The sequence below is a fragment of the Mucilaginibacter lappiensis genome, from assembly GCF_900155965.1.
Taxonomy (GTDB): Bacteria; Bacteroidota; Bacteroidia; order Sphingobacteriales; family Sphingobacteriaceae; genus Mucilaginibacter; species Mucilaginibacter lappiensis.
Window position 1 is genome coordinate 645,731 of the sequence record NZ_FTMG01000002.1, and the last position, 25,733, is coordinate 671,463.

Genomic DNA, 25,733 nt, shown 5'->3' on the forward strand with positions numbered 1-25,733 from the left:
AAGAGAATTATATGCAGAATGCAATTCAAGTGAAAGGGCTGCAAAAGTCCTATAGGCAGCTCTATGTCCTAAAAAATGTAGATTTTGAGGTGGAAAAGGGCAATATTTTTGCCCTGCTGGGTACCAACGGTGCAGGGAAAACCACCATTGTTAAGATCCTTACCACGCTGCTGAAGAAAGACGGGGGACAGGTTACCGTAAATGGATTTGATGTAGCTTCAAAGCCCAGCAACGTGCGGCAATCGATCAGTCTGACCGGGCAATTTGCTGCCGTGGATGAAGTTTTGACCGGCCGGGAAAACCTGGTCATGATTGCCCGGTTACGACATCTAAGCCATCCGCGCGAGGTGACTGACGATTTGCTGCAACGTTTCGGGTTAAGCGATGCGGCTGATCGTAGAGCTTCCACCTATTCTGGAGGTATGCGCCGCAGGCTCGATATCGCCATGAGTCTTATAGGAAAGCCGCAGATTATTTTCCTGGATGAGCCAACCACCGGTCTTGACCCTGAGGGACGTATTGAAGTCTGGAAAATTATTAAGGAACTGGCCGGCAGTGGTACAACGGTATTCCTGACAACGCAGTATTTGGAGGAGGCCGAACAACTGGCCGACCGGATTGCCATTCTTCACGAGGGTGAGATTATTGTAAGTGGCACCCTTGCCGAACTGAAAAAGCTTTTCCCACCGGCAAAGGTTGAATACGTTGAAAAACAACCGACGCTGGAGGATATATTTCTTAAAATCATTAATAAAAAGGAGGATAAATAAAATGGAAACGATTAAGATGAGGAACTACTTTTTCATGGACATGGGTGTTATGCTCATCCGTTCCATGCGTCATGTTTTCCGCAGCCTGGACACCATCATCACGGTTACCATTATGCCTATCGCCATGATGCTTTTGTTTGTTTACGTATTAGGTGGCGCTATTAAAACCGGTACGGATAAATATGTGAATTACCTGTTGCCCGGCATATTGCTGGTTGCCATTGCAAACAGTGCAGGCTATGTGTCTTACCGCTTGTTTTTAGATAAACAACGGGGCATATTCGAGCGCTTCCACTCCATGCCGATCGCGCGGTCGGCCCCACTGTGGGGGCACATGCTCACCTCGCTTGTATCCAATGCGATCTCGCTTGTGGTGATCATTTTCGTGGCGTTTTTAATGGGATTTCGCTCATCAGCAGGTATGCTGTCATGGCTTGCTATAGCCGGAATACTGGCACTGTTTACACTAACGCTCACCTGGATCGCGGCGATTGCCGGGTTAGCGGCAAAATCGGTGGATGGTGCGGGAGTAATAGCCTACCCCATTCATTTCCTGCCATTAATCAGTTCGGCATTTGTACCTACCAAATCGATGCCAGCAGGTGTTAAAGCCTTTGCCGAGCATCAGCCGGTGACACCAATAGTTGAAACTATCCGTGCACTGCTTTATAATAAGCCGGTAGGCAACCAGATATGGGTGGCCCTGGCATGGTGCATTACAATTATGTTTTGCGCTTATCTCTGTGCTATGCGTGTGTATAGAAAACGGTTGTAAAGATTGTTTTTACTGATAGGGCCACAGGGAATATCCTTAGAAAGAATTTTTTAACATGTGATCCTAAATACGGCGACGTAGTCAGGACTTCATCTGCGCGCCTCCTTTTCACGCGTCATCGCGAGGAACGAAGCAATCTCTTTAAATTTGTCATCCTGAGGAACGAAGGATCTATTCTTCGATTTGCGAGGCGTATACCCGCTCTTGGCCGCGGGAGGGCCTTTACGTTTTTCGTTGTTGTTTATTTTTTAAGGTACTCAAGAAGGCTTCGCCGCATGTGGCGACAAAAGTACCCAAAAAGGCTTTTAGCAAATGCCCTGCAAATCAGCCCGAATCACGGGCTGCTAAACCTCACCCCCACTTTGTTCGCTCAATTCCAACGCTTCGGCAAGGTTTGCTAATGCCCCCCTGCCACAACACAGGTCACCAAATTCTGTCTTCTTTGGCCCGAAGCTGCTGCTGACGGGGAAAAAGAATTCTTGTGTTTGGTCAATAATTCACTAAATCACTAATTCAATAATTATAGCCCGGGCCGCAGGCAACGCCATTAATTCTGATTTTGGAGTTCGGATGTTCGATTTCGGATTCTTTTTGCGGATTAGGATTTTTTGAAAAAAAATGCTCTCTGGTACCCATATAGTCTTCAAAAAAAGATTAATCATGCTAATCTTTAAATCCTAAAAACGGCGTAGCCCTCAACGGAGTTAATCAAGGTTCAGACAGTGCTTCATTTTTCATAGCAATATTTTCCTCAAAACCATTTGTAAATAACATAAATAGCTGTATCTTTGCAGTCCCGAAAATGCGGGGTATAATAAACGTTTAAACAATTTAATTTAAAGCAAGTGAATACGTTAAGTTACAAAACTGTCTCAGCCAACAAAAAAACCGTTAACAAACAATGGGTTGTTGTTGACGCACAAGGCGAGATTTTGGGGCGCTTGTCTACGAAGATCGCCATGATCATCCGTGGAAAAACCAAGCCAGATTTCACCCCGAACGTAGACTGCGGTGATAATGTAATAGTTATCAATGCAGACAAGGTAAAGTTGACCGGAAACAAATTCAGCGCAAAGCAATATGTTTCTTACACTGGTTATCCAGGTGGTCAGCGTTTCATTTCTCCTAAGGAGTTAATGGCAAAACATCCAACACGCGTAATTGAAAAAGCGGTGCGTGGTATGTTACCTAAAAGTCGTTTGGGTAAAGCATTATTTGGTAATCTGTATGTATATGCAGGTTCTGAGCATCCTCATGCAGCACAAAACCCAACAACCATTTAACTTTTTATTTTTAAAGGAGAAAAAAAATGCCAACAACTAACACTTCAGGCAGAAGAAAAACAGCCGTTGCCCGCATCTACCTTTCAGAAGGAAATGGTGCGATCATCGTAAACGGTAAAGATTACAAAGAGTACTTCCCAACATTGCCATTACAATACATCGTTACTCAGAGCACTGAGGTTTCTGGTTCAACCGGAAAATTTGATGTTAAAGTAAATGTTGCAGGTGGTGGTATTAAAGGACAGGCAGAAGCCGTTCGTTTAGCTATTGCGAAAGCCATTGTTGAACTTGATCCTGAAAAGAAACCTTCACTACGCGCTAAAGGTATTATGACACGTGATGACCGTATGGTTGAGCGTAAAAAACCAGGTCGTAAGAAAGCACGTAAGAGATTCCAATTCAGTAAACGTTAATCAAAGGAGGACAACAAAATGGCAAGAACAACATATCAGGATTTACTGGATGCAGGTGTACACTTTGGTCACCTTACCCGTAAATGGGATCCGAAAATGTCACAGTACATTTTCATGGAGCGCAACGGTATCCACATTATCGATTTAAATAAAACCTTAACTAAGGTTGAAGAAGCTGCTGCAGCTATAAAACAAATTGTAAAATCAGGCCGTAAGGTATTATTCGTAGCTACAAAGAAACAAGCGAAAGATATTGTTGCCGATTATGCAAAAAGCGTAAACATGCCATACATCACCGAGCGTTGGTTAGGTGGTATGTTAACTAACTTTGCAACCGTACGTAAGTCGATCAAAAAGATGTCAAACATCGATAAATTGACTAAAGACGGTACTTACAGCAACCTTTCTAAAAAAGAACGTCTGATGATTCAGCGTGAGCGTATCAAATTAGAAACCCTTTTAGGTGGTATCTCTGATTTGAACCGTTTACCTGCAGCATTATTCCTGATCGACGTTAAGAAAGAGCACATTGCGGTTTCTGAAGCATTAAAGTTGAACATCCCTACATTTGCTATGGTTGATACCAACTCTGATCCTTCAAACATCGATTTCCCGATCCCTGCGAATGACGATGCTACCAAATCAATTTCATTGATCACCAGCATTATCATCAAAGCTATCGAAGAAGGTTTAGATGAGCGCAAACGCGAAAAAGAAGACGAAGCAGAAAAAGAAGCAGCTGTTGCTAAAGCAAAAGCTGATGCTCCTGAAGTAGCTGACAGAGCTGAAGGTGGTAAAAGGACCCGCAAAACTGCTGAAGTAGCAGACGTTGTGGCCGATACTGAAGCCGAAGCTCCTGCTGCCGAAACAGAAGAGTAATATTTAAGTCGTAAGTACGGAGTCGCGAGTCTGAAGTATTTAGACTTTGGACTTCATACTTACGACTTTTTAACTTTTATGGGCCGCGGGATTATAAGTTCATTCTTTTAATTACAACATACGGCCCATAGTTTTAATATTAAAAATAGTTGCAGGTTATACAGGCCAACTAATTTTGAGCCTAAACTCACAACCGATAACATAAAACTTAAAATTCAAAAAACATGTCTACAGTACAAATATCTGCAGCCGACGTAAATAAACTGCGCCAGCAAACTGGTGCCGGTATGATGGATTGCAAAAAAGCATTAACCGAAACTAACGGTGATTTTGAAGCAGCTATCGATTTTTTAAGAAAAAAGGGTGCTAAAGTTGCAGCAAGCCGTCAGGACAGAGAATCAAACGAAGGTGTTGTTATTTCACGCACTTCTGCTGATGGTAAAACTGGTGTGATCATTGAACTTAACTGCGAAACTGATTTCGTGGCTAAAAATGCTGAGTTTATTGCTTTTGCAAATGAAATTGCAAATAAAGCAGTTGAAAACCAGCCAAAAACTATCGAAGAGCTTTATGCACTTTCTATCGATGTTGATGCTGCTACCACTACTATCGGTGAAGCTGTTATCGACAAAACCGGTAAAATCGGTGAAAAGATTGGTGTATCTAAATATGAAGTGATCACCGGCGAAAAAATTATCGCTTACATCCACGGCAACTACCGTTTAGGTGTATTGGTTGCTTTAAATGCTAACCCGGCTGGTGCTGACGAAGCAGGTAGAGACGTAGCGATGCAAATTGCTGCCATGAACCCAATTGCAGTTGATAAAGACGGTGTAGATGCTACTACTGTTGAGCGCGAATTAGAGATCGCTAAAGATCAGATCCGTGCAGAAGGCAAACCAGAAGAAATGGTTGAAAAAATCTCTTTAGGTAAGCTGAACAAATTCTACAAAGACTCAACCCTGTTAAACCAGGAGTTTGTAAAAGATTCTTCGAAAAGCGTTGCTCAATTCCTGAGCACTGTTGAAAAGGGGCTTACAGTAACCGCCTTTAAGCGAGTAGCTTTAGGAGCTTAAATATTTTATCCCCCTCGTTTTAACGAGGGGGATTTTTTTTGTCAGCCCCACCCAACCATCCCCGGTAGGGAGGGCTTTATTGTAAAAGGGGATTAACAAACAACAGAAGTCTCCCCTTCCGGGGGAGATTATTCACGGTGTCTGTTTTCATGGGTATTCATGAAGGCTGCGCCATTTAAAGGGGGCTTTATGATAACAGCGCTTCACAATCTTAAATTGATTTCTGACGGTCAGATCACCGAAAGCAAAGCCGTTTTAATTTCCGGTGATCAGATCATTGATGTAATTGCCGATACGGCTATCCCGCAGGATGCTGTAAAAAAGGATCTGCAGGGTTACTACCTTGCGCCCGGTTTTATTGATCTACAGATATACGGCAGCGGTGGACAACTATTTGCCGGTAAACCAACCGTTGAAGCGCTTGCCCAATTGGAAAATGACCTACTAAACCAGGGAACCGTTGGCGTGTTTGCAACCATAGGCACCAATACCAATGCTATTGTGGAAGCCGGAATTGATGCCGCCAAAATATACCGGGCACAAAGTAAGGGTGCTTTTTGGGGCCTGCACCTGGAAGGGCCATACCTAAACCCAGCCAAACGCGGGGCGCATCCCGAAAAATTTATCAAAAAAGCTACCCTGGCGGAAGTAAAGAGTTGGATGGAGCGTGCGGATGGTGTGATAAAAATGATCACCATAGCACCCGAGCTGCAAGATCAGGAAGTGATTGATTACCTGTTTAACCAGGGTGTTATTATTTCATCAGGGCACAGCAATGCTACTTATACCGAAGGGAAATCGTTTTTAAACAAGCCAGTACAGGCGGTAACCCACCTGTTTAACGCTATGCCGCAAATGCACCACCGCGAACCGGGTTATATCCCCGCTATTTTTGAAGAGCGGCCATATACCAGCGTGGTAGCCGATGGCATCCACGTTGATTTTGCCATGATCCGTTTGGCCAAACGCGAACTGGGCGATAAGCTTTATTTAATTACCGATGCTGTTACCTCTACCAAAGAAGGGGCCTATCAGCATGAATTAAGAGGCGATAGGTATACGATGCCCGATGGTACCTTGTCTGGCTCTACTTTAACTATGCTTAAAGCAGTTGAAAACTGCGTAAAAAAGGTAGGTATTGATTTGGCCGAAGCAGTAAACATGGCGTCTTTGTATCCGGCGCAATTAGCCAAACAGACCAAAAAAGGTAGAATTGAGAAAAACTTTGATGCTGATCTGGTTGTTTTTAATGCTGATTTTGAGGTAAAGAGCACCATATTGAAGGGGGAATTTTTATAACACTAATTAGTTCTAATTTTTGCGAATTTCACAAATTAGGAAAGCAATTCGTGGAATTCGTTTTAATTGGCGTGAATTAGTGCCCATTTTTTTAACAAAGACAACATAAAATTTTAACACTGGCTTTTATTCGTTATTTTTGCCGAACTACCCATTATATGAACAGAGCTTTATCAATTCACATGATATCAACGCAAGCAAGTTCTGTCTATTTCTATTACATCTATTTCTATTCATAACAAACCACACCAGATGAAGTACAAAAGAATCTTACTCAAACTTTCGGGCGAATCGCTGATGGGCGCAAGGCAATACGGTATTGATAACACCCAGGTATTGCAATATGCTCATGACATTAAAAACGTATATGATGCAGGTATTGAAATTGCGATTGTTGTTGGTGGCGGTAATATTTTCAGGGGATTAAGTGCCGAGAAATCGGGTATGGAACGTGCCCAGGCCGATTATATGGGGATGTTGGCCACAGTAATTAACTGTATGGCGCTGCAAAATGCACTGGAAAGCATTGGCGTGGAAACACGTCTGCAATCGGCCATTAAAATGGAGCAGATCTGCGAGCCTTATATCCGCCGCCGTGCCATGCACCATTTAGAGGTGGGCAAAATTGTGATATTTGGTGCTGGTACCGGTAACCCATATTTTACTACTGATACAGCAGCTTCACTACGTGCTATTGAAATTAAAGCCGATGTGGTACTGAAAGGTACGCGCGTTGACGGTATTTATACTGCCGATCCGGAGAAGGATCCCGAGGCTGTACGTTACGACGAAATATCGTTCCAGGAGGTTTATGACAAAGGTCTGAACGTGATGGATATGACCGCGATAACTCTTTGCCGTGAGAATAAACTACCGATTATTGTATTTGATATGAACCAATCCGGTAACTTCATGAAAATAGCCCAGGGAGAAGCCGTAGGTACCCTGGTACACTAATTATTCCTGCAGGTTTTAATTTAACGCGCAGTTTATATTGTTCGTAAAAAACTCAGAACCCTGTTATTCCGTAATTGGTGAATAACAGGGTTTTATTTTTTTAGCATGAAAGCAGTATACTCGGTAGTTGTTTTATTATTTACCTTATTGTGGAGTACAGCCAATAAGCCGGTAAATAAGGTTGATCTGGACCGGTTTTCGGGCAAATGGTATTCTTTATACTCGATACCTACGATGTTTGATAAAGGCACGCGGGAAACCACCACTACCTATACCCTCAATAAAGATGGTTACTATAATGTGGTAACCATTGCCAAAAAAGGTGATGATAATGATTTGCACACCTATAAATCAAAACTTTTTCCGGACAAAAACAGGAACAACGCAGAAATGAAGGCCCAGTTCATATGGCCTATCAAGGTGGATTATTGGGTAATTGAGCTGGCGGATGATTACTCGTGGACCGTGGTTGGTCACCCTGATCATAAGTTTCTTTTTATCATGAGCCGCAAACCCACTATTCCCCAAACTGAATATAATGAGATCGTAGCCCGTTGTAAAGCCATGGGTTACCCGGTCGAAAAATTGGTTTCGCAACAACACAAAGCCAATTAACTATTGATGCCCAAATGAAAAAGGCCGCCATAAAATAGCGGCCTTTGCTGTAAATTGCAGTAAAATTATTTAACGTCGGCACCAAATTCCTTAGCTACATTCTCTGCGGCGGTGGCTGAGGCAGTATCATTTAACTGGGTACGTTGTGTTTTGATGGTTTGCATTAAAGTACCTACAAATTTGTCGGCTCCATACATTTTGTATTTGATACCAAAATCTTTAAGCTCGGCTATACCCTGTTGGGCATATTCTGGTTTTTCGATCCTTCCGGTCATATCGGCAAATGCCCTGACGCCATTGAACTTATTTTGTGCACCACCATTTTTAAAGGTATCATATATGTACGGCCACTCGGCTGTTCCGCCTTTTGTGGCATACAAATTAAATATAGAGGTTGTTAAAGCGCCTTTATTGTCCTTTTCGAAGGCTTTGGCTTGCTTTAATGCCTCGGGAGCATCTATCTGTCCAATCGCTTCCAAAGCCGCTCCCTGCACCGCGTATGATTCACTGTTGAGGGCTTGTTTAAACAATGTTAAATTGCCCGAAGCCTTAAATTTACCTAAAGCAGTAATGGCCGCAGCTTTGGCTAATGTATTATCATCGGTTTGAGCCAGTGAGGCCAATATAGGCTGTGCCGCGGTGCGGATATCCTCATTGGTAAGGTTTAACGCCTTGATGGCTTTGATACGCAGGCCATAGTATTTATCTTTTAAAGCAGCAATGATGATTTTTTGATTGGCTTTTTCTTTTTGATTGGCAGCAGCAGCTTCAATAGCCTCGTACCTGTCCATATACAATGGTGCATTAAAGTACTGGAACGAGAACTCCTCTATGCTTTTATTATCGGTTTTTTTAGCCAGTAAAATTTTATCACCGTCCACATTTACCAGATCGGGTTTGGTAGCTACGTGGAAAGTTAAAGTATCGGCCTTATCATTCATCCAAACTTTATGGCGCTCTTTTTTACCACCTGCATATATATCAATAGCAAAAGGCAATTTAAAGGTTTGGCCATCCTGGTTTTGCTGCAGGTAAATAGTTTGGGTTTTGGTAGCATCATCCCATTTATAGCTGATGTTTAAAATGGGGTGACCTGCACCATAATACCATTGGTTAAAGTACCAGTTCAGATCTAAACCACTGGCTTCTTCCAGCGCCAGGCGTAATTGCTGGGCTTCGCCATTTTTGAAAGCATTTGTTTTCAGATAGATACCCAGTCCTTTAAAAAACGCGGCATCGCCTAAATAGTTACGCAGCATATTTAAAATACGACCGCCTTTTTGATAGGTAACTACGTCAAAAACATCTTCCTTATCGTCATAATAAAAACGTACCAGGTTTTTAACTTTGGCATCAGGCGTTCTTAAGTAGTTAAGCAAAGCGTCATGATTATGCTCGTCGCCCACATCCTTGCCGTATTTATGCTCGGCCCAAAGAGTTTCGCTAAAGTCGGCAAATGACTCATTTACGGTAAGGTTGCTCCAGCTCTCGGCGGTTACATAATCGCCAAACCACTGGTGAAACAGCTCATGCACAATAGTGCTGCGGCCATTGTTGTAATAGGCATCAATCAGCTCGCGGTGAGTGCCTTGTACATATTCACCGTGTAAAGTGGCGGTAGTATTTTCCATAGCGCCGCTTACATAATCGCGCACTACAATCTGCGCGTATTTGTTCCATGGATAATCAACACCCAAAGTTTTAGAATAAAACTCGATCACCTCTGGTGTAAATCCGAATATCTCTTTAGCGTAAGGAGCGTATTTAGGTTCCAGGTAATAGTTTACCTCTTTATCGCGCCATTTGTCTTTGTAAATCTTGAAATCGCCAACGGCCATCATGAACAGATATGGCGAGTGCGGCAGGTCCATTTTCCAGTAATCGGTACGGGTACCATCGGCATTGGTTTTTTGCGATACCAGTTTTCCGTTGGATAGCGTAACGTACTTAGAAGGAACCGTCATGGTGATCTCTTCGGTAGTTTTTTGGCTTGGCTTGTCAATGGTTGGGAACCAGGCCGATGAGCTTTCGGTTTCGCCTTGTGTCCAAACCTGTGTTGGTTTATCCTTTTCGGTACCATCAGGGTTGATAAAATATAGACCCTTAGCATCATTTATAGCGGCACTGCCTTTTGATTTTAGTTCATTTGGCTTAGCGGTGTAGTCAATATAGATGGTATAGCTTTCGTTGTTATGGTAAACTTTATCCAGTTGTATAGCTACCGACAGGCTATCCTTGTAGGTGAATTTCAAAGGTATGTTCTTACCGTTTTTTACCACCGATATATTTTTAAGATCCATGCCTTTGGCATCAAGCCGTAAGGTGTCGGTTGGGTAAAAATGGGGTTTTAAAGTAACCCACTCTTTGCCGTACAGGTAACGTTTCTTATAATCAAAACGCACATCGAGTTTGGTGTGTATCAGATCGTTAATCTTGGTGGGTACAGCACGGTAAATTTTCATTTCCGGATCGTCCGGTTTCGGCGCTTGTTGCGCGTACGATGAGGTAAGGGCTGCCGTTAACGCACACGATAACAACAGCGTTGAAATTGGTTTCAGATCAGTCATATAACAATATTAGTATTTTGTCTTCAAATAAAGTATAAAATAAGGGAGTAATTATCAATTGACGGGCCCTTGGTTTAAGCAGATTAACTTTAAGTAGCTATGACGTTTTAGGTATACTATATGTTACGATAGATAAAATTTATTTTAATATGTACCGTATAAAAGCGAACACCGCCTGTACGGATTCGAACAGTATGTGGTGATTTTATTATGTAATTTATTGATTTTAAGCTGTTTAAATAAGTGGCACAATATTTTAGCCTATATCTTCTGCGACTTTAATGTCTAATAAATTTTTAGTATGATCAAAAACTATTTAAAAATAGCATGGCGTAATTTAATAAAGAACAAGGCGCATACTTTTATAAATATGGCAGGCCTGTCGGTTGGTTTGGCTTGCAGCCTGCTTATTATGCTATGGGTTCAAAATGAGTTGAGCGTTGATGCGTTTCACAAAAATGGTGATCGTTTGTACTCGATATATGAACGGCAGTATTTTGATAATAAAATACAAGGGCAATATAATACGCCGGGTTTATTAGCCGAGGAGTTAAAAAAACAAATTCCTGAAATTGAATATGCTACAGGTAACTCCTACGGAGGCGAAAGTACCTTCCAGGCTGGAGATAAAATATTGAAAATGACCGGTACCGATGTAGGAGATGACTACCTTAAAATGTTCAGCTTCTCATTATTACAGGGTACTGCGCAAACCGCTTTAAATTCGCCGGTAAGTATGGCCATTTCCCGTAAAATGGCACAGAGTTTTTTTGGTAGTCCGCAGGCAGCTATTGGTAAAACCATCCGTTTTGAAAATAAAAAGGATTTTAAAGTTACCGCAGTATTTGAGGATATGCCTAAAAATTCATCGCAAAAGTATGATTATCTGATGAACTGGTATCACTTTGTGGATGCTAATGGTCAGGTTAAAGACTGGGGAAATAACTGGCCGGCTACTGTTATTATGCTGCGCGCTGATGCCAACCCCGCATCGGTTGAAAAAAAGTTAACTCATTTTTTAGATAACTTAAACAAAGATCAAAAGAAAGGCACCTTTACCATAGAGATAGGCATACAACGCTTTGGCGATTTGTACCTTCACAACAACTTTGTTAATGGTAAAATTGAAGGTGGCCGCATTGAATATGTACACCTGTTTACCATTGTGGCTATTTTTATTTTGCTGATAGCTTGTATCAATTTTATGAATTTGACCACTGCACGTTCAGTTAAACGCGCCCGTGAAATAGGTGTGCGTAAGGTAGTAGGAGCGGTACGTTCTGTTTTAATAAAGCAATTTATCGGCGAGTCGTTACTGATCACTTCGCTGGCGGTAGTAGTATCGCTGGTCTTGTTGGTATTGCTGCTGCCGGTGTTTAACCAGATTACCCGAAAAGAGATCGAACTGCCCTTTAACCAGGTTGGTTTTTGGGTAAAACTGGCGGGTATTACCCTTATTACCGGTTTAATATCCGGCAGTTACCCTGCTTTATTTTTATCATCCTTTAATCCGGTTAAGGTTTTAAAAGGAACTATGAAATTAGATACAGGGACTACCCTGTTCCGTAAGGGTTTGGTTATATTTCAGTTTGCCTTGTCGGTTATCCTGATAACAGCTACCATTATTATATCCCGGCAAATGGCTTATGTGCAGTCAACAAACCTGGGTTACGACCGCGAAAACCTGATCTACCTGCCAATAAATGGCGAGTTAATACCCAAATACAGCACTTTTAAGGATGAGGTAGTAGGCATGCCCGGCATAGAATCAGTTACCCGCGTAAGTAATACGCCAACAATTATCGAGAACAGTACCGGAGGGGTTCAATGGATTGGTAAAAATCCTAATGTCAATATTCAGTTTACACAGATTTCTGTAGGATACGATTTTGTAAAAACTATGAAATTAAAGGTATTGGCCGGACGCGATTTTTCAAAAGCTTTCGTAACAGACTCGGTAGGGTATATGGTAAATGAAGCGGCTTTAAAAAGAATAGGGTATAAGGCTCCTATCGGGCAACCGCTCACACAGTGGGGCAAGAAAGGCAAGATCATCGGTCTGATAAAAGATTTTCATTTTAACTCCATGCATGAGCAGATTATGCCACTGATCATCAGGTTGGGTGAACAGGAAGGGTATGGAAGTTTATTGATCAGAACAGAGCCGGGCAAGACCAAACAGGCACTTGCCAGTTTAGAAACGCTGTGTAAGCAAATTAATCCGGCATTTCCATTTACTTACACTTTCTCTGATCAGGAGTACTTAAAACTATATCAAAACGAGCAGATCGTAACCAAATTATCAAACGCGTTTGCTTTCCTGGCCATATTTATTTCGTGCCTTGGTTTGTTAGGCTTGGCCATGTTTACGGCCGAACAGCGGATCAAAGAAATAGGTATCCGTAAAGTATTAGGGGCAAGTTTGGGCTCATTATTCTCCTTGTTATCATCAGAATTTTTAGTGTTGGTGATCATCGCTTTAATGATTGCCCTGCCGGTATCGTGGTATGCTATGAACCGCTGGTTGCAGGGCTTTGCCTACCGCACCTCCCTGCAATGGTGGATGTTTGCCTTGTCGGGAATGATCATTATTTTAATAGCTACGGTAACGGTAAGTTTCCAGGCAGTTAAAGCCGCTTTAATTAAACCGATTAAAAGTTTAAGAAGCGAATAACCTCACCCCGGCCTACTCCAAAGGAGAGGGAGGGGTAGTTTGAGGCAAATAAATTATAAACAAATAAATATAATTCCTCCCCAAAGGGGAGGTTAGGAGGGGTTTATGTTAAAGAACTATTTCAAAACCGCATGGCGTAACTTAATAAAGAACAAGGCGCATACTTTTATAAATATGGCAGGCCTATCGGTTGGTTTGGCTTGCAGCCTGCTTATTATGCTATGGGTGCAAAATGAGTTAAGCGTTGATGGCTTTCATAAAAATAAGTCGCGCTTGTATAATGTGTATGAGCGCCGGTATTTTGACCATAAAATTTCTGGGCAATATAACACACCCGGGGTACTGGCAGCTGAGATGAAAAAGGTATTCCCCGAGGTAGAGTATGCTGTAAATGGGGTATATAATGAGAATAATACCTTCATGGCTCAGAATAAGATATTAAAATATAGAGGCGGAGCCGCCGATGCCGACTTTTTTAAAATGTTCAGCTATCCGCTTTTGCAGGGCGATGCACAAACCGCATTAAGTTCGCTACAAAACTTAGTCGTATCGCGCAAAATGGCTATAGCCTTTTTTGGCAGTCCGGAGGCGGCTATTGGTAAAACCATCCGTTTTGAAAATAAAAAGGATTTTACCATCAGTGGCGTGTTTGAAGATCTCCCTGATAATACCCTCGAAAAATTCGAATATCTTATTAACTGGAATGCTTTCCTGATCGAAAATCCAGGAGCAAAGCAATGGGACAACAACTGGCCGCGCACCGCCATAATGCTACGCGCAGACGCAAACCCGGTGCAGTTTGAAAAAAAGATAACCCACTTTTTAGATAATTACAGTACCGGTCAGAAAAAAGGCGTTTTTACCATGGAGCTTGATATGCAGCCATTTGCTCAAAAATATCTGCATGGTAACTTTGCGGGGACTAAGTTTATGGATGGACGTATTGAATATGTGCGCCTGTTTAGCATAATAGCTGTTTTTATTTTATTGATAGCCTGTATAAACTTCATGAACCTCACCACCGCGCGGTCTGTTAAACGGGCTCGGGAAATAGGCGTGCGTAAAGTTGTTGGTGCGGTACGTTCGGTGTTGATTAAACAGTTTATCGGTGAATCGTTAATGGTAACGTCATTAGCTGTTATTGTTTCCTTAGCGTTATTAGTGTTGCTGTTGCCTTTGTTTAACCAGATTACCCAGAAGCAGATTGAACTACCATTTGACCAGGTTGATTTTTGGCTGAAGCTGGTAGCCATCACGCTGGTAACCGGTTTGGTAGCGGGTAGCTACCCCGCCTTGTTTCTTTCCTCATTTAACCCGGTTAAAGTTTTAAAAGGTACCCTGAAGTTAGATTCGGGTACAACGTTGTTTCGTAAAGGGCTGGTAGTATTTCAGTTTGTACTATCCATAGTCATGATCATCGGAACTATTATTGTTGCCCGGCAAATGAATTTTATCCAATCCAGAAACCTGGGTTATGACCGCGAAAACCTAATCTATGTACCGGTAGAAGGGGAGCTTCAATCAAAGTATGAAGTTTTTAAGGCCGAAGCTTTAAAAATGCCGGGGATACAATCGGTATCTGTATCAGGTTCAAGCCCCACCATTATTGATAATGGTACAACTGATGTGGAGTGGACCGGCAAAGACCCCAACAACAGCATTAGATTTGTACAAACTGCAATAGGGTATGATTTAATAAAAACGCTGAAATTAAGCCTGCTGGCCGGGCGCGATTTTTCCAAAGATTTCCCTACAGATTCGGCAGGTTATGTTATCAATGAAACCGCACTGAAAAGAATGGGATACACAAACCCCATCGGGCAACCTTTATCTCTTTGGGATCGAAAAGGCAAAATCATAGGCGTGGTAAAAGATTTTCATCTTAATTCTATGCGTGAGCCTATTTTACCATTAATTTTTTGGCATCAGGAAAAGCAAGCCTATGGTAGTATACTGATTCGCACCGAGCCTGGTAAAACCAAAGAGGCATTAGCCAGCCTGGAAACCTTGAGCAAGCAAATTAACCCGGCATTTCCATTTAACTATTCTTTTTCTGATGCAGAATATCTGAGCCTTTATCAAAGCGAACAGATTGTAGGAAAGTTGGCTAACGTATTCGCGCTTTTGGCCATTTTTATTTCGTGCCTGGGCCTACTTGGTTTGGCCATGTTTACTGCCGAGCAGCGTATCAAGGAAATAGGTATCCGTAAAATATTAGGCGCCAGTGTAAGCTCACTTTTTAAACTGCTGTCTTCAGAGTTTTTGGTATTGGTTATTGTGGCCTTGCTCATTGCGTCGCCTATAGCCTGGTACGCTATGAATAAATGGCTGCAAGGCTTTGCTTTTCATACAGAGATACAATGGTGGATTTTTGCCCTTTCGGGAAGTTTAATTGTATTGATAGCGCTGGCAACTGTAAGCTTTCAGGCTGCCAGGGCCGCGTTGATTAATCCCGTGAAGAGTTTAAGGAGCGAATGATATACTAAAGCGGAAGGCATAAAGCTGAAAGCAATAAATTGGATATGCAAAAAGCTTTAGGCCTTTAGCTTTAAGCTAAATTGACAAATCATGATCAAAAACTATTTAAAGATCGCCTGGAGAAACCTGATTAAAAATAAGGTTCACAGTTTTATTAATATAGCGGGCTTGTCGGTTGGCATGGCAGTAGTAATGCTCATCAGTTTATGGATCTGGGATGAGCTCTCCTATAATAAATACTTTACTAATTATGACAGGCTTGTACAGGTTTGGCAGCACCAAACCTTTAACGGTAATGTGGGCAGCCAAACGGCTATGCCTATTCCTTTGGGCCTAAAGCTGCGTGAATCATATAAAAGTGATTTTAAATATGTAACCCTGTCCACATGGACAATGGAACATATTATCACTTATGGGGATAAAAAAATTACACGGCTGGGTAATTATGTGCAAGCTGAATTGCCTGGTATGCTCACGCTCAAAATGGTTAAGGGAACGCGAGACGGATTAAAGGATCCTTCATCTATCATGATCAATGCCTCACTAGCCAAAACACTTTTCGGAGCTGCCGATCCTATCGATAAAACCCTCAAGATAGATAACCAGTGGGTGGTTAAAGTAACCGGTGTTTATGAGGATATGCCTAACAATACGCAGTTTAAGGATGTTACTTTTTTTGCTCCGTGGGATCTGTATATGGCCTCCATGCCTTGGCTTAAAAACGCGGCTACCCGCTGGGGTAGTAATTCATGGCAGATATTTGCACAACTGGCTCCAAATGCCGATTGGCAAAAAGTATCAGCTAAGATCAAAGATATTAAACTGATCAACATAGCCGCCCAGGGCGATAAACTGGGGGCGGATTTTAAACCCGTTGTTTTTTTACACCCCATGTACAAATGGCATTTATATTCAGAGTTTAAAAACGGGATCAACACTGGAGGTAGTATACAATTTGTTTGGATGTTTGGCATTATTGGCGTGTTTGTATTGCTATTGGCCTGTATCAATTTTATGAACTTGAGCACGGCCCGTTCCGAAAAACGGGCTAAGGAAGTAGGCATCCGTAAGGCTATAGGCTCGCAGCGCGTACAACTCATCTGGCAGTTTTTTATGGAGTCGATGCTGATCGTTGCTTTTGCATTTATTCTTTCCATTGTACTGGTAATGCTGGCCCTGCCCTGGTTTAATAGCGTGGCTGATAAAAAGATGGGCATATTATGGAGCAACCCCTGGTTTTGGCTACTGGGCCTTTTGTTCAGCCTCGTATCAGGTATTATCGCCGGCAGTTATCCGGCACTTTACCTCTCATCATTTAAACCTATCAAAGTACTAAAGGGTACATTTAAAGTTGGCCGGCTAGCGGCTATACCCCGCAAAGTATTGGTGGTACTACAGTTTACGGTTTCGGTTACGCTTATTATAGGTACTATTATCGTTTTCAGGCAAATACAGTTTGCCAAAAACAGGCCAATAGGTTATAACCGCGATGGACTGATATATGTATTTGAAAAAACAACGGATATACATAATCATTACGCCGCATTTAGGGATGAGATCATCAAATCAGGAGCGGCGCTGCAAACTTCGGAATCTGACAGCCCGGTTACCGGTGTGTGGAATAATACCAGCGGGTTTGACTGGCGAGGGAAACCCCCGGGTATGCTGGATGATTTTGCCGTTGTTGGCATAACCGATGATTTTGGCAAAACCGTGGGTTGGCAGTTTAAGGAGGGACGCGATTTTTCAAAAGCGCTTTTAACAGATTCATCGGGGATCATTATCAATGAGGCCGCGGCAAAATTCATGAACTTTAAAAGCCCCATTGGTGAAATTATAACATCAAACGGCAGACAATACCGGGTAATCGGTATTATTAAAGATATGCTGATGAGTTCACCTTATGAGCCGGTTAAACAAACATTTTTTTATTTGGATAAAAATCCTGTAGGCGTGATATCAATAAAGATGGGGCCAAAATCCAGTCCGCATGAATCCCTTGAAAAGATTGCAGCCATCTACCAAAAATACGCGCCTGCAGTGCCGTTTGATTATAAGTTTGCCGATGAAGAATATTCCAAAAAATTTGATGAAGAAACACGGATAGGCAAGCTATCCAGCTTTTTTGCCTTCCTGGCTATATTCATTAGCTGTTTAGGTCTGTTTGGCATGGCTACATTTATGGCCGAGCAGCGGGTTAAAGAAATAGGTGTCCGTAAAGTTTTAGGAGCATCGGTATTTAACCTTTGGCGCTTGTTATCAACAGATTTTGTAATACTGGTTATTATATCCTTCGTGATCGCATCGCCGGTAGCCTATTATTTTATGAATGGCTGGCTGCAGGGCTATACCTACCGGTCGGAAATTTCATGGTGGATATTTGGCGTATCGGCAGCGGGCGCTATCGTAATAACATTGGCTACGGTAAGTTTTCAGGCCATTAAAGCGGCGTTGGCCAACCCGGTTAAGAGTTTAAGAAGCGAGTAAGGGGATTTCGGAGTTCGGATGTTCGAATTCGGATTTAGAAATTAGTTTTTAGAGTTTAAGTGTTTAGATTTTAGAATTTTAAAGAATCATGATCAAAAACTATTTAAAAATCGCCTGGAGAAACCTCATCAAAAATAAGGCTTCTTCTTTTATCAATGTGGGTGGCCTGGCCGTTGGTATGACCGTAGCTATGCTGATTGGCTTGTGGATATGGGATGAACTATCATTTGATAAATATCACCAAAATTATGACCGAGTAGCCATGGTGATGCAGAACGAAGTGTTTAATGGCAATATCAATACGGGTACACCGATTCCTCTGCCGTTGGATGCCGAGCTTCGCAAAAGCTATGGAAGCAATTTTAAACATTTGGCCCTATCATCATGGACAAACAGTCATATTTTAAATGTTGATGATAAAAAGGTTTCTTATAAAGGAAATTTTATGGGAGCGGAAGCACCCGAAATATTTTCGCTCAGGATGTTGCGGGGTTCACGAGGCGCTTTAAAAGATCGGTCTTCTATACTTATTTCACAGTCGGTGGCCAAAGCATTATTTGGTAATGCCGACCCCATGAACAAGGTGATCAGGCTGGATAATAAAGATGGCTTTAAGGTTTCAGGGGTTTATGAAGATTTGCCTGATAACACCACTTTGCACGATATGGCGTTTATTGGTCCCTGGGAATATTATATCACATCGCCGGGTAATGAAAGATCACCTACGGATTGGGGTGATAATTCCCTGTTCATGTATGTGCAATTAGCAGATCATGCAGATATAGCCAAAGTATCCGCCCAAATAAAAAACATGAAGCTTGACAAGCTGGAAAGAGAGGATAAAAAGTTTAATCCCCAGCTATTTCTTCAGTCCATGAGCAAATGGCATTTGTATGCCGAATTTAAGGACGGGGTTAATACGGGCGGCGCTATCCAGTATGTATGGCTTTTCGGCATCATTGGTATATTCGTATTATTGTTGGCCTGTATCAATTTTATGAACCTGAGTACGGCCCGCAGCGAAAAAAGGGCCAAAGAAGTAGGCATACGTAAAGCCGTAGGTTCATTGCGCGGACAATTGATCAAGCAATTTTTCAGCGAGTCGTTCCTGATAGCCGGTTTGGCTTTTATATTGTCACTGCTGCTGCTCTGGCTGGCACTGCCCTGGTTTAATGATGTAGCCGGTAAACAGATAGCTATTTTATGGAACTCTCTGTTTTTTTGGATAGCCGGTATGGGTTTTACTTTATTTACCGGGATAATTGCCGGGCTTTACCCAGCCTTATATCTCTCTTCATTTAACCCGGTTAAAGTATTGAAAGGCACTTTTAAAGCAGGGCGTTTTGCCGCCATTCCGCGCAAAGTATTGGTGGTAACCCAGTTTACGGTATCTGTTATTCTCATTATAGGCACTATTATCGTTTTTAAACAGATACAATTTGCCAAAAACAGACCGGTTGGATACAGCCGGGATGGGCTGCTGGCTATTGAAGTAACCAATGAAGACCTGCATAAACATTTTGATGCTTTGCGGACCGATCTGCTCCAATCCGGAGCTGTAACCGAAATAGCAGAATCATCCAGTTCAACCACCGGGGTAAACAATCACCGGGGTGATGTTAGCTGGAAAGGGAAAGACCCATCAATGACCTCTTTTTTTGGAAACATCAATGTTACTACCAACTATGGTAAAACAGTAGGCTGGCAATTTACAGATGGGAGGGATTTTTCGAGCCAATCGGTAGCAGACTCTACGGCCATTATATTGAATCAAGCTGCTGTAAAGTATATGGGACTGAAAAATCCTGTTGGCGAAATGGTGCAGGTAGGAAAATGGAATATGACCGTAATTGGTGTGGTAAAAGATATGGTGATGGAATCGCCCTATGAGCCGGTTAAACAAACCATTTTCCGTATTGGCCGTGGTACCTTGGATGATATCCTGATCAAAATAAATCCGAAGATAAGCACGCATGAAGCACTTGGTAAAATAGAAGCTGTTTGTAAAATGTATTCGCCCTCGGTTCCATTTTCATACCGGTTTGCTGATGATGAATACGCCAGAAAATTTGCTACCGAAGAGCGTATTGGCAAGCTGGCGAGTTCATTTGCTATGCTGGCCATTTTTATCAGTTGCCTGGGCTTGTTTGGGATGACATCTTTTGTTGCTGAGCAGCGGGTAAAGGAAATTGGTGTACGCAAGGTATTGGGTGCAAGTGTTTTTGGCCTGTGGCGCTTAATGTCGCGCGATTTTGTATTGTTGGTAATTATTGCCTTGTTTATAGCCACACCGGTTGCTTACTATTTTATGCATAGCTGGCTGCAGCACTACACTTACCGGGCCGAACTATCCTGGTGGGTATTTGCATTAACCGGCGCCGGAGCAATTACGATAACATTGCTAACTATAAGCTATCAAAGTATTAAAGCGGCGCTGGCTAACCCGGTAAAAAGTTTAAGGAGCGAGTAAGTATGATTTCGGAATTGGGATATCAGATTTCGGATTTTTCACCATTGCCTGTTTTTTTACAGTATTCAAGAGGTCTTTGACGTTTAGAGATTAGTATTTAGATTTTAGAATTTTAAAGAATTATGATCAAGAATTATTTAAAAATCGCGTGGCGCAACCTGATCAAAAATAAAGCGCATAGCTTTATTAATATAGCAGGTTTGTCGGTTGGGCTGGCTTGCAGCCTGCTTATTTTATTATGGGTGCAAAATGAGCTGAGTATGGATCAGTATCATGTTAATGGCAAGCGCCTGTATTCTGTATATGAAACGCAATATGTTGATAATAAGGTGGAGGGGCAGTACAGCACGCCGGGGCTGCTGCCAGAAGAATTAAAAAAACAGATACCCGAAATTGAAGCCAGTACAGGGATCACCTATGGGGAAGAAAATACTTTCCAGGTTGGTGATAAAATATTAAAAATGAATGGTACCGATGCCGGCGCCGATTGTTTTAAAATGTTCAGTATTCCGTTACTACAGGGTGATGTACAAACGGCCTTAAACTCGCCGGTAAGCATGGCTATATCCCGTAAAATGGCCAGAGCTTTTTTCGGTAGCCCGGAGGCAGCTATCGGTAAAACCATCCGCTATGATAACCGGAAAAACTTTACCGTTACTGGCGTGTACGAAGATCTGCCAAGTACTGCCTCACAGAAATATGATTACCTGTTGAACTGGTACAATTATATAGAGGAGAACCAATGGGCCAAAAGCTGGGGCAATAATGGGCCGGCCACAGTTATCATGCTACGTGCAGATGCCAATCCAGACGCGGTTGAAAAAAAGATCCGCCACTTTTTAGATCATTATAATACAGGTCAAAAGAAAGGAACTTTTACCGAAGAGTTAGGACTGCAACGCTTTGGTGACGGGTACCTGCATGGCAATTTTGAAAACGGAAAACCGCAGGGCGGCCGTATCGAATATGTGCGTTTGTTTACTATTGTTGCCATTTTTATTTTATTGATAGCCTGTATCAATTTCATGAACCTTACTACCGCCCGGTCTGTTAAGCGTGCCCGCGAAATTGGAGTACGGAAAGTGGTAGGCGCTGTTCGCTCGGTTTTGATCAAACAGTTCATAGGCGAATCATTACTGGTCACTTCACTGGCAGTTATAGTCGCATTAGTACTGTTAACACTTTCATTGCCGGTATTTAATCAAATTACCCATAAAGAAATAGAGTTGCCGTTTTATCAGCCCTTATTTTGGCTAAAACTGGTAGGTATCACTTTAATTACAGGTTTAATATCGGGCAGCTATCCTGCTTTATTCCTGTCGTCATTTAATCCGGTTAAAGTGCTAAAAGGAACTTTGAAATTAGATTCAGGTGCCACAATGTTTCGCAAAGGACTGGTTATATTTCAATTCGCGCTGTCAGTGATCCTGATAACGGCTACTATTATTGTTTCCAGGCAAATGGCTTACATCCAATCAAAAAACCTGGGGTACGACCGGGAGAACCTGATATATATACCCATGAGCGGCGAACTTTTAAACAAATATACCACCTTTAAAGATGAAGCCTCCCGTTTGCCCGGGATACAGTCGGTTACCCGTATAAGTAATACCCCGACCAATATTCAAAACTGGACAGGCGATGTTAAATGGGAGGGTAAAGATCCAAATGTAGTTGTTCAGTTTACGCAGGTTTCTGTTGGATATGATTTTGTGAAAACTATGAAATTGAAAATGCTGGAAGGACGTGATTTTTCAAAGGCTTTTCCAACTGACTCGGTGGGATACCTGATTAATGAGGCTGCTTTAAAAAGAATAAAATACAACGACCCTATTGGTAAGCCACTCACTTTTTGGGAGAAGAAAGGGGCGATTGTGGGAGTGATGAAGGATTTTCATTTTACTTCCATGCATGAACAGATCAAACCATTGGTGATTCGGCTTCGGGAGAACGAAAAGTATGGTAATGTGCTGGTAAAAACCCAACCAGGTAAAACCCGTGAGGCATTGGCCGGATTAGAAACTCTGTGTAAGGAAATTAACCCCGCGTTCCCGTTTACTTATAACTTCTCAGATCAGGAGTATGAAAAATTGTATCAAAATGAACAGATTGTAACCAGGCTGTCAAACGCGTTTGCATTCCTTGCTGTATTTATTTCATGCCTGGGATTATTAGGCTTGGCTATGTTCACCGCAGAGCAAAGGATAAAGGAGATCGGCATACGCAAGGTGCTGGGTGCCAGTGTAAGTTCGCTGCTTACTTTACTGTCGCTAGAGTTTTTGGTGCTGGTTGTTATTGCTTTAATGATTGCTTTACCCGTATCGTGGTATAGTATGAGTAAATGGCTGCAAGGGTTTGCTTATCGTACATCCATGCAGTGGTGGATGTTTGGTATGGCAGGAGGAATTATTGTCATAGTAGCCATGCTAACGGTTAGTTTCCAGGCTATTAAAGCAGCCCTGGTTAATCCGATAAAAAGTTTACGAAGCGAGTAAGGGAATTTCGGAATTAGGATGTTCGAATTCGGATTTAGAAATTAGTTTTTAGAGTTTAAGTGTTTAGAGTTTTAAAGAATCATGATCAAAAACTATTTAAAAATTGCGTGGCGAAACATCGTCAGGAACAAGGCACACACTTTTATTAATGTGGCCGGTTTATCGGTGGGCCTGGTATGCAGCCTGCTTATTTTGCTATGGGTGCAAAATGAATTGAGCGTAGATGGTTTTTTTAAAAATAGCTCCCGCTTGTATTGTGTATATGAGCACCAGAACTATGACCATACGATGCACGGTTCATATAATACCCCCGGCCCAACTGCGGAGCAGATGAAAAAAGTGCTACCCGAGGTGGAATACGCAACCAGTGCCGGGTTCGATCAAACAAACACCTTTCAGGTAGGCGATAAGATTCTGAAACAGAGTGGTTCAGCAGGCAGTGCCGATTATTTTTCCGTATTCAGCTATAAGCTTTTACAGGGCGATGCCAAAAGTGCTTTGAATACGCCGGCGAGCTTGGCTATTTCCCGAAAAATGGCTGTCGCGTTTTTTGGAAGCCCACAGGCGGCAATAGGTAAAACTATCCGTTACGAAAACAGTAAAAACTTTACGGTAACTGCCATATTTGAAGATCTGCCTAAAAACTCGTCACAAAAATTTGATTACCTGATTAACTGGTATGCCTTTCTGAATGAGAACGGCTGGGCCCGGGAATGGGGTAACCAGGGGCCCGCCACATTTGTGATGTTAAAACCGAATACCAATCCAGCAGCATTCGAAAAAAAAATAGCCCATTTCTTAGATGCCTATAACGGCACTATTCGCAAAACATCAACCTTTATTATTGACCTGGGTATTCAACGTTATGATGAAGGATATCTGCATGGCAAGTTTGAGGGAGATCAGTTTGTAGGAGGGCGCATAGAATATGTACGTATTTTTAGCATCGTAGCTATTTTTATACTGCTGATAGCCTGTATCAATTTTATGAATTTAACTACAGCCCGTTCTGTTAAGCGGGCGAAGGAAATTGGTGTGCGTAAAGTAGTTGGTGCCGAGCGCTGGGTCTTAATACAGCAGTTTATCATCGAATCATTATTGATCACTATCATCTCGGTGGGTATATCCTTATTATTGCTGGTTCTGTTGCTACCGGTATTCAATCAGATAACGCAAAAACAAATAGAACTGCCGTTTAACCAAACCTCCTTTTGGATTAAGCTTGGATTAATCACCTTAATAACCGGGCTGGTATCCGGCAGCTATCCGGCTTTGTTCTTATCATCATTTAACCCGGTAAAGGTTTTAAAGGGTACATTGAGATTAGATGTAGGAACCACACTGTTCCGGAAAGGCTTGGTTGTATTCCAGTTTGTGCTATCGGTTATACTCATCTCCGGAACCATTGTTATTTCGCGCCAGATGAATTACATCCAGTCAAAAAACCTGGGTTATGATCGCGAGAACATGATCTACATACCGCTTGAAGGAGATCTGCTGCCTAAATACAACTTATTTAAAGAAGAAGCTTTACGAATGCCCGGCATACAATCGGTAACCCGTGTCAGCGACGAACCTACCAATATCCAAAATGGTACAGGTGGTGTAAACTGGATAGGGAAAGATACTACCGTCAATATCCAATTCAGCCAGGCTTCAGTAGGGTATGATTTTGTGAAAACCATGAAGCTGAAAGTGCTTTCCGGTCGCGATTTTTCAAAGGAGTATCCAACAGACTCAGTAGGTTATATACTGAACGAGGCGGCCCTGAAAAGAATAGGTTATAAAGACCCCATCGGTCAGCCCCTCACCTTTTGGGGAAAGCGGGGAAAGATAGTAGGACTGATCAAAGACTTTCATTTTAACTCGATGCATGACGCTATACGACCTTTAATATTACGATTGAGGGAACATGAAACATACGGAAGTATCCTGGTAAGAACCGAGCCCGGTAAAACCCGCGAGGCACTGGCCACGATGGAAAAAATATGCCATCAGCTGAATCCATCATTTCCGTTCACCTATAATTTTTCTGATCAGGAATATCAGAAGTTATACAAAAATGAGCAGATTGTTGGTAAATTATCAAATGGATTTGCTTTCCTGGCTGTTTTTATTTCTTGTTTGGGTTTATTGGGCTTGGCCATGTTTACAGCAGAGCAGCGGGTTAAAGAGATAGGGATCCGCAAGGTGCTGGGGGCCAGTGTGGGTTCGTTATTCGCTTTACTATCATCTGAGTTTTTGGTATTGGTAGTTATTGCCCTGTTTATCGCATCGCCTATTGCGTGGTACGCTACGGGTAAGTGGCTGCAGGATTTTGCTTACCGTACGCCGGTACATTGGTGGATGTTTGCCCTATCAGGAGTGATCATCATTTTCATTGCTTTGGTTACCGTAAGCTTCCAGTCGGTTAAGGCGGCATTGATCAACCCGATAAAGAGTTTAAGGAGCGAGTAGGTGGGATTTCGATAAAAAGTTTAGATTTTAAAGTTTTT

The 25,733-nt window shown here is 42.2% G+C and carries 16 protein-coding genes; 15 read left to right on the forward strand and 1 reads right to left on the reverse strand.

What is annotated here, in order from left to right:
- Nucleotides 1-11: 11 nt before the first annotated feature.
- The 9 genes from BW976_RS06905 (at nucleotide 12) to BW976_RS06945 (ending at nucleotide 8,067) form a co-directional block, all read left to right on the forward strand.
- Complete coding sequence (locus tag BW976_RS06905; protein WP_076371730.1) at nucleotides 12-770, forward strand: ABC transporter ATP-binding protein; 759 nt, start codon at nucleotides 12-14, stop codon at nucleotides 768-770.
- Between the two features lies 1 nt (nucleotide 771).
- The gene (locus BW976_RS06910) at nucleotides 772-1,545 is read left to right on the forward strand and encodes an ABC transporter permease (protein ID WP_076371732.1); all 774 of its coding nucleotides are present in this window, start codon (nucleotides 772-774) and stop codon (nucleotides 1,543-1,545) included.
- Nucleotides 1,546-2,390: 845 nt separating this feature from the next.
- Nucleotides 2,391-2,828 carry a 50S ribosomal protein L13 gene (gene rplM / locus BW976_RS06915; RefSeq protein WP_076371735.1) on the forward strand — a complete coding sequence of 146 codons (438 nt, stop codon included), beginning with the start codon at nucleotides 2,391-2,393 and terminating at the stop codon, nucleotides 2,826-2,828.
- A gap of 26 nt (nucleotides 2,829-2,854) precedes the next feature.
- Nucleotides 2,855-3,241: a 30S ribosomal protein S9 gene (rpsI, locus tag BW976_RS06920; protein WP_076371737.1), complete on the forward strand. Its 387-nt coding sequence runs from the start codon at nucleotides 2,855-2,857 to the stop codon at nucleotides 3,239-3,241.
- Between the two features lie 18 nt (nucleotides 3,242-3,259).
- Nucleotides 3,260-4,120, forward strand: coding sequence for a 30S ribosomal protein S2 (gene rpsB, locus BW976_RS06925; protein WP_076371739.1), 861 nt, complete (start codon nucleotides 3,260-3,262; stop codon nucleotides 4,118-4,120).
- Nucleotides 4,121-4,344: 224 nt separating this feature from the next.
- Nucleotides 4,345-5,196, forward strand: coding sequence for a translation elongation factor Ts (gene tsf / locus BW976_RS06930; RefSeq protein WP_076371741.1), 852 nt, complete (start codon nucleotides 4,345-4,347; stop codon nucleotides 5,194-5,196).
- 189 nt (nucleotides 5,197-5,385) lie between these two features.
- The gene (gene nagA / locus BW976_RS06935; protein WP_076371923.1) at nucleotides 5,386-6,495 is read left to right on the forward strand and encodes an N-acetylglucosamine-6-phosphate deacetylase; all 1,110 of its coding nucleotides are present in this window, start codon (nucleotides 5,386-5,388) and stop codon (nucleotides 6,493-6,495) included.
- A gap of 252 nt (nucleotides 6,496-6,747) precedes the next feature.
- Nucleotides 6,748-7,452, forward strand: coding sequence for a UMP kinase (gene pyrH, locus BW976_RS06940; RefSeq protein ID WP_076371743.1), 705 nt, complete (start codon nucleotides 6,748-6,750; stop codon nucleotides 7,450-7,452).
- A 105-nt stretch (nucleotides 7,453-7,557) separates the two neighbouring features.
- The gene (locus BW976_RS06945) at nucleotides 7,558-8,067 is read left to right on the forward strand and encodes a lipocalin family protein (protein ID WP_076371745.1); all 510 of its coding nucleotides are present in this window, start codon (nucleotides 7,558-7,560) and stop codon (nucleotides 8,065-8,067) included.
- A gap of 65 nt (nucleotides 8,068-8,132) precedes the next feature.
- Here the strand turns inward: BW976_RS06945 and BW976_RS06950 are convergent, their stop codons facing one another.
- On the reverse strand, nucleotides 8,133-10,634 hold the full coding sequence (locus BW976_RS06950; protein WP_084192090.1) for a M1 family metallopeptidase: 2,502 nt from the start codon (nucleotides 10,632-10,634) through the stop codon (nucleotides 8,133-8,135).
- Nucleotides 10,635-10,935: 301 nt separating this feature from the next.
- Here BW976_RS06950 and BW976_RS06955 point away from each other — a divergent pair, with 301 nt between their 5' ends.
- From BW976_RS06955 to BW976_RS06980, 6 genes are all read left to right on the forward strand, one after another.
- The gene (locus tag BW976_RS06955) at nucleotides 10,936-13,308 is read left to right on the forward strand and encodes an ABC transporter permease (protein WP_076371747.1); all 2,373 of its coding nucleotides are present in this window, start codon (nucleotides 10,936-10,938) and stop codon (nucleotides 13,306-13,308) included.
- Nucleotides 13,309-13,482: 174 nt separating this feature from the next.
- On the forward strand, nucleotides 13,483-15,786 hold the full coding sequence (locus tag BW976_RS06960) for an ABC transporter permease (protein WP_217696211.1): 2,304 nt from the start codon (nucleotides 13,483-13,485) through the stop codon (nucleotides 15,784-15,786).
- A 90-nt stretch (nucleotides 15,787-15,876) separates the two neighbouring features.
- Complete coding sequence (locus BW976_RS06965) at nucleotides 15,877-18,273, forward strand: ABC transporter permease (RefSeq protein WP_076371751.1); 2,397 nt, start codon at nucleotides 15,877-15,879, stop codon at nucleotides 18,271-18,273.
- A gap of 88 nt (nucleotides 18,274-18,361) precedes the next feature.
- Nucleotides 18,362-20,743 carry an ABC transporter permease gene (locus tag BW976_RS06970; protein ID WP_076371753.1) on the forward strand — a complete coding sequence of 794 codons (2,382 nt, stop codon included), beginning with the start codon at nucleotides 18,362-18,364 and terminating at the stop codon, nucleotides 20,741-20,743.
- Nucleotides 20,744-20,865: 122 nt separating this feature from the next.
- A complete protein-coding gene (locus BW976_RS06975) occupies nucleotides 20,866-23,238 on the forward strand; it encodes an ABC transporter permease (RefSeq protein WP_076371755.1) in 2,373 nt (790 codons plus the stop codon).
- 81 nt (nucleotides 23,239-23,319) lie between these two features.
- Complete coding sequence (locus BW976_RS06980) at nucleotides 23,320-25,695, forward strand: ABC transporter permease (protein WP_076371757.1); 2,376 nt, start codon at nucleotides 23,320-23,322, stop codon at nucleotides 25,693-25,695.
- Nucleotides 25,696-25,733 lie beyond the last annotated feature (38 nt).